Source organism: Flavivirga aquatica (genome assembly GCF_001747085.1).
Taxonomy (GTDB): Bacteria; Bacteroidota; Bacteroidia; order Flavobacteriales; family Flavobacteriaceae; genus Algibacter_C; species Algibacter_C aquatica.
Genome location: NZ_MDJD01000034.1, coordinates 16611 through 29994 on the forward strand (window position 1 = coordinate 16611; position 13384 = coordinate 29994).

The 13384-nt window shown below is 29.2% G+C and carries 12 protein-coding genes; 7 read left to right on the plus strand and 5 right to left on the minus strand.

The features are described from left to right. Positions 1-20: 20 nt before the first annotated feature. Together A8C32_RS06415 and smpB are read right to left on the minus strand one after the other, a co-directional pair. Positions 21-566 (minus strand): hypothetical protein, encoded by a 546-nt coding sequence (locus tag A8C32_RS06415; protein WP_069829620.1) that lies wholly within the window; start codon positions 564-566, stop codon positions 21-23. 65 nt (positions 567-631) lie between these two features. After that, the gene (gene smpB / locus A8C32_RS06420) at positions 632-1090 is read right to left on the minus strand and encodes an SsrA-binding protein SmpB (protein WP_069829621.1); all 459 of its coding nucleotides are present in this window, start codon (positions 1088-1090) and stop codon (positions 632-634) included. A 137-nt stretch (positions 1091-1227) separates the two neighbouring features. Between smpB and A8C32_RS06425 the strand changes: the two genes are divergently transcribed. The 5 genes from A8C32_RS06425 to A8C32_RS06445 all read left to right on the plus strand — a co-directional run bounded on the left by A8C32_RS06425 (position 1228) and on the right by A8C32_RS06445 (position 6228). Beyond that, complete coding sequence (locus tag A8C32_RS06425) at positions 1228-2808, plus strand: S41 family peptidase (RefSeq protein ID WP_069829622.1); 1581 nt, start codon at positions 1228-1230, stop codon at positions 2806-2808. Positions 2809-2998: 190 nt separating this feature from the next. Then, positions 2999-4399: a dihydrolipoyl dehydrogenase gene (gene lpdA, locus A8C32_RS06430; protein WP_069829623.1), complete on the plus strand. Its 1401-nt coding sequence runs from the start codon at positions 2999-3001 to the stop codon at positions 4397-4399. A gap of 224 nt (positions 4400-4623) precedes the next feature. Further along, positions 4624-5205, plus strand: coding sequence for an RNA polymerase sigma factor (locus A8C32_RS06435; protein WP_069829624.1), 582 nt, complete (start codon positions 4624-4626; stop codon positions 5203-5205). Then, positions 5198-5383: a hypothetical protein gene (locus tag A8C32_RS06440; protein ID WP_069829625.1), complete on the plus strand. Its 186-nt coding sequence runs from the start codon at positions 5198-5200 to the stop codon at positions 5381-5383. Before A8C32_RS06435 ends, A8C32_RS06440 begins: the two co-directional genes overlap by 8 nt. Before the next feature lie 17 nt (positions 5384-5400). Then, on the plus strand, positions 5401-6228 hold the full coding sequence (locus tag A8C32_RS06445; protein ID WP_069829626.1) for a mechanosensitive ion channel family protein: 828 nt from the start codon (positions 5401-5403) through the stop codon (positions 6226-6228). 95 nt (positions 6229-6323) lie between these two features. Here the strand turns inward: A8C32_RS06445 and A8C32_RS06450 are convergent, their stop codons facing one another. Both A8C32_RS06450 and A8C32_RS06455 read right to left on the minus strand, forming a co-directional pair. Continuing rightward, the gene (locus A8C32_RS06450; RefSeq protein WP_069829627.1) at positions 6324-7040 is read right to left on the minus strand and encodes a LytR/AlgR family response regulator transcription factor; all 717 of its coding nucleotides are present in this window, start codon (positions 7038-7040) and stop codon (positions 6324-6326) included. A 3-nt stretch (positions 7041-7043) separates the two neighbouring features. Continuing rightward, the gene (locus A8C32_RS06455; protein ID WP_069829628.1) at positions 7044-8093 is read right to left on the minus strand and encodes a sensor histidine kinase; all 1050 of its coding nucleotides are present in this window, start codon (positions 8091-8093) and stop codon (positions 7044-7046) included. 191 nt (positions 8094-8284) lie between these two features. Between A8C32_RS06455 and A8C32_RS06460 the strand changes: the two genes are divergently transcribed. Then, complete coding sequence (locus A8C32_RS06460; RefSeq protein WP_069829629.1) at positions 8285-9631, plus strand: serine hydrolase domain-containing protein; 1347 nt, start codon at positions 8285-8287, stop codon at positions 9629-9631. 11 nt (positions 9632-9642) lie between these two features. Continuing rightward, entirely contained in the window at positions 9643-10047 is a 405-nt protein-coding gene (locus A8C32_RS06465) for a MotA/TolQ/ExbB proton channel family protein (RefSeq protein ID WP_069829630.1), read from the plus strand. A 116-nt stretch (positions 10048-10163) separates the two neighbouring features. Here the strand turns inward: A8C32_RS06465 and A8C32_RS06470 are convergent, their stop codons facing one another. After that, a complete protein-coding gene (locus A8C32_RS06470) occupies positions 10164-12920 on the minus strand; it encodes a T9SS type A sorting domain-containing protein (protein WP_123803341.1) in 2757 nt (918 codons plus the stop codon). Between the last annotated feature and the right edge of the window lie 464 nt (positions 12921-13384).

Here is a 13384-nt window from a genome sequence, read left to right on the forward strand (position 1 = left end):
TAGAGACTTTTATTTTGGTGTTAATTAGAAGAGTGGTCTTGAGGAATAGGATTCTCTTCACTTTCTTGAGTCCAATAAATATTAACAATCCACCAACGTTTACCATCATTTAATAGTTGAATACTATTAATACCTCTCATAAAAGGTTTTTCGTCACTTTCGCTGTGAAATGCTTCGTATGTGCTAAATACTTGAGTGATATTTCCAAAAGTATTTACAGTTCTATGAATTTCTTTTTCAAAAAAACCATTTTCAACTAACCATTTTCCTGAATCTTTAATATAATCTTCTGGAGATATGTAGCGCACTTCATAAATACCAGTTTTATCTTTTCTAGTAGGAATTAGTTTTGCGTCAGGTTTAAAAAGATATTTAAATTGTTTCCAATTTCTTTTTTCTCCTTTTTCACCAGAAATAACAGCGTACAAAGTTTTTATAGTACGATCTAAATTTAATACTAATGTGCTATCTATTTTGTGTTCAACGACAGTATTCTCAGATTTTTTTTGTGCCTGTAGATTTATAGTAATAAGGCATATAAACAAGACAGAAACTAATTTTTTCATGATGATTATTTTAAAGAAAGTAAATTAGAAAATATAAATAATTTAAGCGTTAATAAACACTTAAATTATTTGTAAGCTTTCTTGATTCTATCTAAATCACGTTTATTATCTCTATCTTTAATAGATTCACGTTTATCATATAGCTTTTTACCTTTCGCTAAAGCAATATCCAATTTAGCATAACCTTTTTCATTAATGAATAAGCGTAATGGAATAATAGTAAGTCCTGTGTTTTGAACTTCTTTAAGAAGTTTTTTAAGTTCCTTTTTATTTAAAAGTAACTTACGTTCGGCTTTAGGGCGGTGATTGTAATAGTTACCAAAAGCATATTCTTCAATAGTAGCATTAATTACGAAAAGTTCACCAGCTTCATTAAATTCGCAAAAACTTTCAGCAATAGAAGCTTTACTGCTTCTAATAGATTTTATTTCGGTTCCTGTTAATACAATACCAGCAGTGTACTTATCTAAAATTTCATATAGAAAGCGCGCTTTTTTATTTTGTATGTTTATTGTTTTTTGCATGGAGTACAAAACTACATAAATTTATTGTTAGAATTTTTTTGATTTTATTGAAAAGTTAAAGAAAAATTAATCCGCTTAAAAATAAAATAAATACGATTACTTTAGCTAGCGTTTTATTTTACACGTTATAACTTTATATGAAAAAAATATTTTTATTAATTTTTGTTTTAGTAGGACTAACATCTTGTAATAGTGTTAAAAGATATAATGAGCAAATAACAAGTTTACATACTATTGACGATTTACATAACGACGTAGATAGACTTTATAATCAATTAAAAAAGCACCACCCTAAACTTTACCAATATACGCCAAAAGAAGTTTTAGATTTTAAGTTTGATAGCTTAAAAAAATCAATAAACACACCTATTAATTCTCGAGAATTTTATAAAATATTAGCGCCTGTTGTTACGAATGTTAGACAGGGTCATGTATCTGTAAGTTCAGTAAGTAAAGGCTTTACTAAGAAAGAACGTAAACAACTTACAAAAAAAAAGTTTCAGTTTTATGATTTAGATTTTGAATATCTACAGAATAAACTTTGGGTTACAAATACAAGAGGTAAAGACTCTACTATGCTATGGAGTGAAGTGGTGAATATAGAAGACGAACCAATTTCTATGTTAGTTAATATTTATAAAAAACGTTTTGCGTCTGATGGGTATAATAAAACATTGCATAACAGAGCAATAGGAAGAGCATTTAGAAGTCTGTACTACAAAGATAAAGGCTTTTTAGACAGTTTACATATAACGTTTAAAAAGAAAGATTCGATATTTATAAAAACCTTTAAAAGAGTCCCTAAAAAAGAGAAGGCGAATGAAAAGGATTCTCTAAAACAAATTAAGCCTAAAAAACTTACTAAAGTAGAAAAAAAAGAAAATCGAATAGCTAGAAAGAAAAAACGGAAGGATAATAAAAAATATGGTTACATAGGGGAAAAAAGAGAGTACACTCGTAATTTCAATTTTATAGGTAAAGATAGTACTGTAGCTTTTATGAAAATAAGAAGTTTTACAAATGGAAATTATAAAAAGTTTTATAAAGAAAGTTTTAAAAAAATAGATTCAGAAAAAACAAAACACTTTATTCTCGATTTAAGAGATAATGGAGGCGGACGTATATCTGAAATTAATTATTTATACGCTTACTTAACCAATAAAAATTATCAATTTATTACAGAAAGTGAAGTTAATAGTAGAGTGCCGTTTTTAAAGTTTTTAATGAGTAATACGACACCAAATAGCCTTAAATTCCTTTCAGGGTTATTGTCTCCAATTATAGTGACTCAGAATTTGCTTAAAACGAAAAAAAGGGATGGTAAACTGTATTATAAATTTAAATATTCAAATATTCAAGAACCTAACCCACTTAATTTTAAAGGAAATATATATGTGTTAATAAATGGGGCTTCTTTTTCTGCTTCTTCCATTATATCGACTCATCTTAAAGCAAATAAAAGAGCCGTTTTTGTAGGAGAAGAAACAGGTGGAGCTTTTAATGGCTGTGTTTCTGGGATATATAAAATATATAAATTACCTATATCTAAACTAAAAATAAGAATAGGTTTAATGCAGATAGAGGCTCCTCAAAAACAAACTCCAGATGGCTATGGTGTAAAACCAGATATAAAAATTATACCAACTATTGAAGATAGAATATTAAAACGTGATGCAGAGTTAGAGTGGGTATTACAAGATATTGCTAAAAAGGAATGATATAATTGCAAATTATTTTATTTTTATAAAATATATATAGACTTAACTATAAGAACTCTAATTCTATTTGATAAAACCTTTTTTTTATTGAGTTCCCATAAAACATTTGTATTTTTGATTTTCAATTCTGCTTTGTTATGTAGTATACATTCAAAGTAATATCTCTTAATTAAAATTAGAAAATTATCTTATGAATTCATATGATGTAGCCGTTATAGGCTCAGGTCCTGGAGGATATGTAGCAGCTATACGTTGCGCACAATTAGGAATGAAAACAGCTATTATAGAAAAGTATTCAACACTTGGTGGTACTTGTTTAAATGTTGGTTGTATACCAAGTAAAGCGCTTTTAGATTCATCTCATCATTATGATGATGCTGTTAAGCATTTTGAAGAGCATGGTATTGAAATCCCTGGAGATATAAAAGTAAACCTAGAGAAGATGATTGCTCGTAAGCAATCTGTTGTAGATCAAACTACAGGAGGTATTGATTTTTTAATGAAAAAGAACAATATTGATGTTTTCCAAGGTCTAGGAAGTTTTAAAGATGCTACTCGTATTATTATTTCTGGTGAAGAAACTGTAGAAATTGAAGCAAAAAACACAATTATAGCTACAGGTAGTAAGCCAGCAAATTTACCATTTATAAATATTGATAAAGAGCGTATTATAACGTCTACGGAAGCTTTAAAGCTTAAGGAAATCCCTAAGCATTTAATTATTATTGGAGGAGGTGTAATAGGTTTAGAATTAGGTCAAGTATATAAACGTTTAGGTGCTGAGGTTTCTGTTGTAGAGTATATGGATCGTATTATTCCAACCATGGATGCTGACTTATCTAAAGAACTAAATAAAGTTTTAAAGAAGCAAAAATTTAAAATTAATGCATCACATAAAGTAAAATCTGTTGAGCGTGTTGGAGACGAGGTTATTGTTAAAGCAGATAATAAAAAAGGAATTGAGGTAGAGTTTAAAGGAGATTATTGTTTAGTATCTGTTGGACGTAGTCCATACACAGATGGCTTAAATGCTGATGCTGCTGGTGTTAAATTAACAGAAAGAGGGCAAGTAGAAGTAAATGATCATTTACAAACCTCTGCAAGCAATATTTATGCTATAGGTGATGTAGTTAAAGGAGCTATGTTAGCTCATAAAGCAGAAGAAGAAGGTGTTTTTGTAGCCGAAACTATTGCAGGGCAAAAACCTCATATTGATTATAATTTAATTCCAGGGGTGGTTTATACATGGCCTGAAGTAGCTACTGTTGGAAAAACAGAAGAAGCACTTAAAGAAGCTAGAGTTGCATATAAAACTGGGCAATTTCCAATGCGTGCATTAGGTAGAAGTAGAGCGAGTATGGATTTAGATGGTTTTGTTAAAATTTTAGCAGACAAAACTACCGATGAAATATTAGGTGTACATATGGTTGGAGCTCGTGCTGCCGATATGATTGCAGAAGCTGTTGTTGCTATGGAGTATAGAGCTAGTGCAGAAGATATATCTAGAATGTCTCATGCGCACCCAACATTTACAGAAGCTATCAAAGAAGCTGCTTTAGCAGCAACTGAAGATAGACCATTACATATTTAATACTTAAGTGTTATATTTATAGAATAAATGATAAAAAAACGACCATATGGTCGTTTTTTTATCTAAAATAAGTTCTCAAAAAAGAATATGATATTATTATTAAGTAAATTTTTTTTACAGAAAAATCTTACTTAAATTTGTTTTAAGTGTCAAAAAACTAATGTGACTTTTTGAATAAGTAGGTGTCTTAAAACTATTAACAATTAAAATAGCTTAGGCTACATTTGGAAACCCTAAAAAATATAAACAGAGAGTCTGATGAAGATCTTGTAAAAGCCATTGTGAAAACAAATGACACATTGCTTTTTGAGACTTTATATGATAGACATGTTATACAAGTATATAATAAGTGCTTAGGGTTTGCTAAGAATGAAGATGAAGCTAAAGATTTAACACAAGATATATTTTTAAAGCTCTTTGTTAAATTAGCTAGTTTTAAAGGTAAGTCAAAATTCTCAACATGGTTGTATGCATTTACGTATAATCATTGCGTTAATTATGTGACTAGAAATACTGCTAAAAAATTTGAAAGGCAATCTGTAGATTATAAAGACATAGAGAATCTTTCTTATGATGAAAACGACAATAGTTTTCTGGATATGAAAGTTGACAAGCTAAAAATAGCATTAGAACTTATTTCTCCAGAGGAGAAAATGATATTATTACTAAAATACCAAGATTTTCTTTCAATTAAAGAAATAGAAAGTGTTTTAGGAATTGGAGAAAGTGCTGTTAAAATGAGAATTAAACGCGCTAAAGATAAGCTAGTAAAAATGTATAATAATAACCTTAGTTATAATGGATAATCCGTTTAAACAAATAGACAAGCCTCTTAAAGAAGTTCCGCAAGAACTAAAGGCTAAGGTTATGAATGATATTGCTATGGCAAAATTGCTTATGGAACTAGCAGCTTTATTCTCTTATAATATTGGGAATGTTATTGAAGCAGTTGCAAAAAATAGAAAAGATAAAAAGGAAAGATAATTTAATAATCAATAAAAATGGAAAAAGCAGAACAACTAAAAAATAGAGCTTTGGAGTCTATAACTGCTATGTGGCCAGAGATAATGAGTATACTTCTTAATTTACTTATAGTTCTTGTTGTTTTATTTGTAGGTTGGTTAGTAACTAAGTTAGTAGTTAAAATAATTAGTAAAGCTTTAAAACTAGCCAAAGTTAATAAGTTAGATGACATGATAAATGATATCGAGATTGTTGAGGGTAAAAAACTCAACTTTGACATCATTAAAATTATCTCAAAGTTTGTAAAATGGATCATGTATATCATGTTAATAATCATAGTATCAGATATTATGAACCTAACTATGATTTCTACACAAATAGGTAATCTATTAGCGTATTTACCTAAATTATTTACAGCGTTAGTTATATTTACTATTGGACTGCTTCTGGCAAATCTTATAAAAAAAGGGTTAAAATCCTTTTTTGAATCTATGGATTTATCAGGAGCTAAAATTATAAGTCAGATTGTTTTTTTTATCATATTAATTTTTATATCAATAACAGCTTTAAATCAAGCAGGTGTTGATACGGGGATTATAACGAGTAATATTACTATGATTTTGGCGGCCTTCTTATTGGCTTTTGCTTTAGCCTTAGGATTAGGAGCTCAAAAAGTAGTAGGCGATTTGTTAAAAACGTTTTATGCTAGAAAAACTTATGAGATTGGTCAAGTTATAGCCTTTAATGATATACACGGAGAAGTGGAAGCTATAGATAGTATATCTGTAACAATAAAAACAAAAGAAGGAAAAGTAGTTGTGCCTATTAAAGATATTGTAGAGAGCCAAGTAAGAATACAGAATTAACTTTTAAAGTTAGGGTTAAATTTGGTTGGTTACTTTTCTGTAAACCGAAAACCTCTTTGCATGTGTCCCTTTTCATTAATTTGAAAAGGGATTTTTTAAAACTTTTCTAAAATATTAAGAACATCCTTTTTATAACTTCTACTAATAGGGAAAGACTTTTTATTGATAGTAATTTCTTCATTAGTAAAAGACGTGATGTTGGTTAACGATATAATATAAGACCGATGTATTCTTATAAATTTTTTGTTTGGTAATTTAACTTCTATAGCACTTATAGTTTCCCTAGTTACAATGGTTTCTTTGGTTAGATGCATTTTAATATAATCGCTATAGCTTTCAATATAAATAATAGTATCAAAATCTATTTTAATCATACGTCTGTCCGATCTCACAAACATAAAGTCATTATTATTAACTTCTTGCTTATCAACTTTTTTTGATTCACTATATATATCAAAATAATTATTAATAGCTTTTAGTAAGCGATTGAAGGAAATGGGTTTTAATAAATAATCTACAGCTTGAAGCTCAAAACCTTCTACAGCATAATCCCGATAAGCTGTTGTGAAGATTATCTTAATGTCTTTGTTTATAGATTTTGCGAAAGAAATACCAGAAATGTCGGGCATATTGATATCTAAAAAAATTAAATCTATAGTGTTGTTTATTAAGTGGTTAAATGCTTCGATGGCATTGCTACAACTGTCAATAGTTTTAATATTTGGTATTTTAGATAAATGTGTTGCTATAATTTCCCTAGCGATTGCTTCATCATCTACAATAAGGCATGATATGTTTCGATTTTTAGTCAAATTTTAGATTATATTTAATACTAAGTTAACTTTAAAAATTTCATTAATATTATCAAAGGTTAGTGAATAATTGTCTTTGTACAATAAATCTAAGCGTTTTTGCATATTCTCTAAGCCAATGCCTTTGGTTGAAACTTCTGTTTCTTTATTTGTGTTTTCAATATAAAAATAGATTTTTTTGTCTTTACAAGAAACAGAAATTTTTATTGATAAAACACCGTTTTTTAGGGTACCATGTTTAAAGCTATTTTCTATAAATGGAATTAAAAGCATGGGAGCGATTTTTAAATCTTCAGAAATATTATTTGTAATAAAATTTATATTTAATGTCTTATTAAAGCGCATTTTTTCTAATTCAATGTAGTCTTTAATATGATTAATTTCTGATGTTAAAAGTACAAAAGGTTTATCGACTTGATATAATAAATAATCTAATAGATTAGAGAGTTTTAATATCATTTCAGGAGTTTCATTCGCTTTCTTTAAGGCAAAGCCATACATGGTATTTAAGGTGTTAAATAGGAAATGTGGGTGAATTTGCATTTTTAAATAATTCAATTCTTGCTCTTTTAATTTAAGCTGTGTTTCTAAAATCTTAGTTTCTAGTTTTTTTGTTTTTTCTGTATGTTTTAAGTTCATTTTGAGTAGTTTAAAAGCGCTAACAACAATAACCACTAAGTAAACAGCAATAGCAACAAAAACAAGATTCCTACTAATGGGAGCCATGTTTGAGTGTTTAAAATGAGATAAATATACTAAACCATAGAATACCGAAACAACAATAAGATAAGTTGAAATTATTAGTGTATATGCGCTATATAAAACAAATAATTTATAACGCTTTTTTAGTAAATAATCGGGGATAAGTTTGTAAATAGAAATATAGGTTGTTGCAATGGTAATTGGCATTAAAAAAAGAGAAAAAGACAATACATAACTAAAATCATTAGTATCAAAGCCAAAAAAATAGGTATAAAAAAAGAGTACTGCACACCAAAAAAACGAGTGAAGCAGTAATTGAATAATTTTATTTAAAATGAATTTCCTTAGCATGTAAAATAAACCTTCTTACAATAATACTATATTTTTAATGGTAATATGTGTTTTGTAGGCGAATGACGGTTTTAGTTATGGTTTTAGCGTTTGGTTATAAAAGATACTAAATATGGTATTCGTCGCATTTTAGTTTTTAGGATTGATATGGAGACTAAGTTTGCTTTATGTTAAACTAAAATTATAAGCAAATGAAACGATTATTAGTTCTTTTTCTCTTAATAAGTTCCTTGTGTTTTTCTCAGCAAGAAAAATTCAAGCAATTAGATTCACTTTTAGAACAACTTTCTTTAAACAATAAAATAATGGGAACCATAGTGGTTTCTAAAAACGGGCATATTATTTATGATAAAAGTGTCGGTTTTGCTAATATTTTAGAAGATAAGAAAATTCCAATTACAAAAAAATCTAAATTCAGAATAGCTTCTATTACTAAAAGTTATACAGCGACAATGGTTTTTCAGTTAATTAATGAAGGTAAATTAAGGCTTACAGATAAACTCTCAAATTATTTTCCTAAGATACCTAATGCTGAGAATATTGCTATTGAGAATTTATTAAATCATAGTAGTGGTTTATTCGAGATTACTAGAGATAATGGATTTAAAGTATGGCATTTAGAAGAAACAACTCAAGTAGAAATGTTAGCAAGAATGCAAAAACATCCAGCAGTTTTTCAGCCTAATGAAAAAAACGAATACTCTAATACTAATTTTATTCTTTTAGGATACATCATTGAAAAAATAGACAAGACTAGTTATGCCGAAGCACTTCAGAAAAGAATAGTAGATAGAATAGGTGTGAAAAACACTTATTTTGGAGGAAAAATAAATGCAAAAAATAATGAGTGTTTTTCTTATTATTATAAAAAAGGAGTACTAACGATATCAGGAGAAACAGATATGAGTAATCCAGGTGGAGCGGGAGGAATAGTTTCTACGCCATACGATCTTATAACATTTTATGAAGCTTTATTTTCTAATAAATTAATGTCTAAAGAAAGCTTCTCTAAAATGATTTTAACTAAAGGCAAAGTTTACGGAAGTGGCATTTTTAAAGAGGAAATGTATGGTCAAGATTTTTATGGTCATGGAGGAAGTATTGATGGGTTTAGGTCTAGTCTTAAACATATACCAAAGGAGAAAATAACAATTGCATTAATAACAAATGCTTTAGATTATGGATTAGATAATATTGTTAATAATGCTTTTCTAGCTAGTCAAAATAAAAGCTTAGAATTGCTCAAATACTATACAGAAACTATTGAGTTAACCGAGGAAAAAATAAAATCTTATGCAGGAGATTATGAAGGTATTCATGGAAGTGAAAAAATACCCTTCATTCTTACTTTTGTTGCAGATGGTAAAGTGTTAAAAGGTGGACCAAATCGAAACAATTTAATTCGGTTAAAAGCTATTAAAAAGAATGAATTTGTACATGAAAAATTAGGGATTCACCTCAAGTTTAATTTGGAAGAAAAAACATTAATTTTTTCACAATCAGGAATTGAGTCACAAACATTAACAAAAAAACAATAAATTTAAACATTATGAATACATTAATATTATTACAGAATCCAAGTTTTTTTTCAGAATTATCAAAACGATTTAATGAGGGAGGTCTCTTTTTTATGTCCCTTATTTTAATATGTTTTTTACTAGCATTTGCTTTTCTGATACTAGGTTTTTTATATGTTAAAAAGAACATAACAAAATCTAAGAAAATGACTAGTTTAGCATCAGATATAAGTGTTTTAGGCTTGGTTATTGGATTTTTAGGGTCTACAATAGGTATGATTGCTGCCTTTGATGCGATAGATGCGATAGGCGATATTAGTCAAGGCAATATGGCTGCAGGACTTAAAATTGCATTTTTAACTACTGTTTTTGGTTGCATTACGTTTATTCTTCCTAGAATAGGTATTATTATTTTAAGAGCTCTGCAGAAGTCCTAATAGTTTTTGCTTTTTTTTGAATAAGAAATAACCTTTATAAACTAAAAAAATCGAACCTCCTAATAGTTTAGGAGATTCGATTTTATATTACTTTTTACTTTTAACCTATATATATATTACTTTATAATTTTCTTTACAATTTGTTTCCCATCGGTATTAACTTTTAATATATAAATACCTTTAGATTTTATGGTGTTAGATGAAATAGTAAATGCATTTTTATCTGATTTTCCAGATTTTATTAATTTACCATTTATATCATAAATACTATAAGAGATAACATCTGTAATGTTTGTTAACTTAATTGTTAGATCATTATTACCTATAGGGTTTGGAAAAGCTATTAAGCTTAAGTTTTCTTGAGTAATTTCATTTGTAGAAAGAGCCTCACAGTTATTTACAGATTGTTGTACAGATTCAGGTGTATTGAGGTTCTTAGCGGCAGATTCTTGATTGTCTTTAAATAAGACAATTCTATCTACACTATGCCCTTGAGATCTACCTCCATATTCAATTGTGTATTCTCCAGCGGTTGGAAAGTCAACCCACATAGTCATACCATTTATTTTCTTACCACCAGCATTTGTTTCACCATTGATTTTAAAATCGAATTCAGATTTTTGTATCCACATTTTAGTATGCTTTGTTAATGTGTATTCATTACCATCTTTAATACCATAGAATCTAGCACCATTGTCTTTGATTAATAACCAACTATCATTAGCAGCATCGTGAGTTGCAGCTTTAGGATCTCTTACGTTTCTCCATAAGAAACGGTATACTCCAGGGTTATTGATCTTGATGTTATAAGAAATAGTATGCTCTGCTACTTGAGATCTATGATGGTTTGGACCAGTATATCTTAAGTACCCTTTACCAGTAGGACTTGTAGACCCTACATCACCAGTTTCAAGTGTAAATGACGCGTCTTCATAACCTACTGCATTTTCTGCTTCGATAACTAATAATCCATTCTTTTCCTCAAAAGGACAAGATGTTGCATTAACAGAAAAAGCTTTATTTCTTATATCTGCTTTAGTAACTAATGCTACCCAATCAGAATTTGCATTATTAGGAGGATTTCCTATACTTTTGTTTCCACCACCGGTAATAGTTCTAACAGATCCGTTTTTTAAATTACCTCCTGTTCTAGGGTTAAACCATTTAACTTTAAAGTTTCCTGATTGACCAGTAAGGTTTAAGTTTGAAGAACCTCCGTTTTCTAAGTAAATAATATATGTTTTACCTTCTTGAGCTAAACATCTGTTTTTATTACCACTAGCTAAAGCATCGTTGTTTTGCATTTTCCAATATTCAAGAGCATTACCTTCAAAAAATTGTAATATTGCAATTTTAGACCAGTCAAATAAAGTAGCAAATCTATTGAAGTTTTCAGTTCTAAAATCTCCATTTTTACCACCATACCACATAACACCAGCACCACCAGCGATAAGACCTTTCCAAAGAATTTTTGTTCTAGCCTCAATTTTTACGTTGTAATTACTAATGGATTCAGAAGTAAACATTCCAGTATCCCCAGGATTTTGTTCATCACTAGCAACCACCCAAGGAATATTATTGTTTTTTGATTTGTTAATCCAAGTTTTTATTCCAGATTTCCCATCATATGCATCATCATAATTATTTGATCTAGAACTTTGAACAGAAGCCCCAGTTAATTTGGCATTGTTATTAATTAGGTAGTTATAGTATTTTTCATGTCTACCTGGATATGTGTGAAGTACTCTGTGATTTTGCCAAGGGTCTATACTAGCTAACCAATTTATTCTAGGAATTACATTAGCAGGAGCAGCATCGTTATTGTTGTCATCCTTTCCATATTCTTCAGAGATATTCCACTCAATGGCTAAATGATGTCCATATCTAGCTACCATTTCACGATAGTATACCTTAATTTGATCGAATGATAGTTTTTTATAGTTTTCAGCTTCCGCTAATTTAAAGTGAAGCATAAGGCCATTTTTTTCAGCATGGTCAAAAACAATTTCCCATTGTTCAAGTTTAGACACATCATACCTAAACTTATCTCTAGGATCTGTCCATGGAAATACATTTGTATCATCCCCACCAAACAAAGACATAGACATGGAGTTCATTTGTTGATTTTTTAAATAATTAACAGCTCCAATAAGGTTTTTACCTTTGTTGCCATCCCATGTAGGGTCTCCTGTATTCCAATCGCTAGAATGAGGACTAAACGAGTGTTCTGTACAATTTGTACAATTGTTTTTGTTGACGTCATGGTCAAAACCTTCGTAGTTAAGTAAGTTCTCAGGAGAGTCGGGTCCAAACTTTAAGAAATGTTCTCCAGTTTCTGCCCATTTTAGGTAACGTCTCTGATTATTGGTACCAGTTTTTTGATATTGCAGACGCCCTTTAGCTCTCAAGTCAGGAAGCGTAGCATTTGTAGCAGTAACATTTCCAATAGTACCAGTTAAGTTATGTGTTGGATTAGGTAATTGGTTCACGTTTTTTAAAGCGACATCATTTCCTGTGTAATAAAGTACTTGATATTTCCAACGACCAGTTTTGTAAGGTCTTAGGTAGGCTTTAAAAATCTTACCAGACTTGGCATTGGTATTTGCAGCATTGCCATCTGCAGCGAAAAAACCAGGAACTCTAATTTTTTTTCCACTAGGATCAGTGAAAAGGACATCCATTCTTGTGTTTTTAAAACTTGTATTAGATTCACTTATACTAGTAGGTAAAGTAAGTGAAACGGCTATTTTATCCCATTTTCTATAAGGTTTTTGTCCACTTACGTCGACAGTTTGACTGTAACTAGAATAGGATACGGCCATTGCGATAATTGCAAAGTGCAATACTCGTAACATAGAGTTAGTTTTTATCATAATGATTCGGATTTAATTTTGGTTAAAAAATAAAAAGTATTGTTAATAGTTTTTTGATTTAATTTTAATGCTCATTTTGAGTCGAAATTTTGTAATGGATTTATCTTTCAAGCAATGATATTTATGCTTACTGAGTTATACGAGTGAATAGATGAAAAGGATTACGTAAAGTTGAATAAAAAAGAGAGTTTGATGCAACTATTTGTTTAGTAGATTTTTATTGGTGTTTATTATGAGATGTTTTATGAATATTGGGTTTTAAATATCTTTATATTGAAATATTTTAGTTTTGTTTTTAGATCTGCACTTTGTTTATTAAACCCTCTTCTCTAATTGAAGGAAAAGGTTTTTACTTATAAAAGTAAGTAATGGTTTATTTTTTAAGAGGAAAAATCTAATTTCGCTTATCATTAGATATAAAATGTTTTATATCACGATGTAGACAATATTTAGCTCACTTATAA

Coding starts and splice junctions, on each gene's coding strand:
- lpdA (WP_069829623.1), top strand. CDS start 2,999: ATGAATTCATATGATGTAGCCGTTATAGGCTCAGGTCCTGGAGGATAT.
- A8C32_RS06425 (WP_069829622.1), top strand. CDS start 1,228: ATGAAAAAAATATTTTTATTAATTTTTGTTTTAGTAGGACTAACATCT.
- A8C32_RS06440 (WP_069829625.1), top strand. CDS start 5,198: ATGGATAATCCGTTTAAACAAATAGACAAGCCTCTTAAAGAAGTTCCG.
- A8C32_RS06455 (WP_069829628.1), bottom strand. CDS start 8,093: ATGCTAAGGAAATTCATTTTAAATAAAATTATTCAATTACTGCTTCAC.
- A8C32_RS06460 (WP_069829629.1), top strand. CDS start 8,285: ATGAAACGATTATTAGTTCTTTTTCTCTTAATAAGTTCCTTGTGTTTT.
- A8C32_RS06465 (WP_069829630.1), top strand. CDS start 9,643: ATGAATACATTAATATTATTACAGAATCCAAGTTTTTTTTCAGAATTA.
- A8C32_RS06415 (WP_069829620.1), bottom strand. CDS start 566: ATGAAAAAATTAGTTTCTGTCTTGTTTATATGCCTTATTACTATAAAT.
- A8C32_RS06470 (WP_123803341.1), bottom strand. CDS start 12,920: ATGATAAAAACTAACTCTATGTTACGAGTATTGCACTTTGCAATTATC.
- A8C32_RS06445 (WP_069829626.1), top strand. CDS start 5,401: ATGGAAAAAGCAGAACAACTAAAAAATAGAGCTTTGGAGTCTATAACT.
- smpB (WP_069829621.1), bottom strand. CDS start 1,090: ATGCAAAAAACAATAAACATACAAAATAAAAAAGCGCGCTTTCTATAT.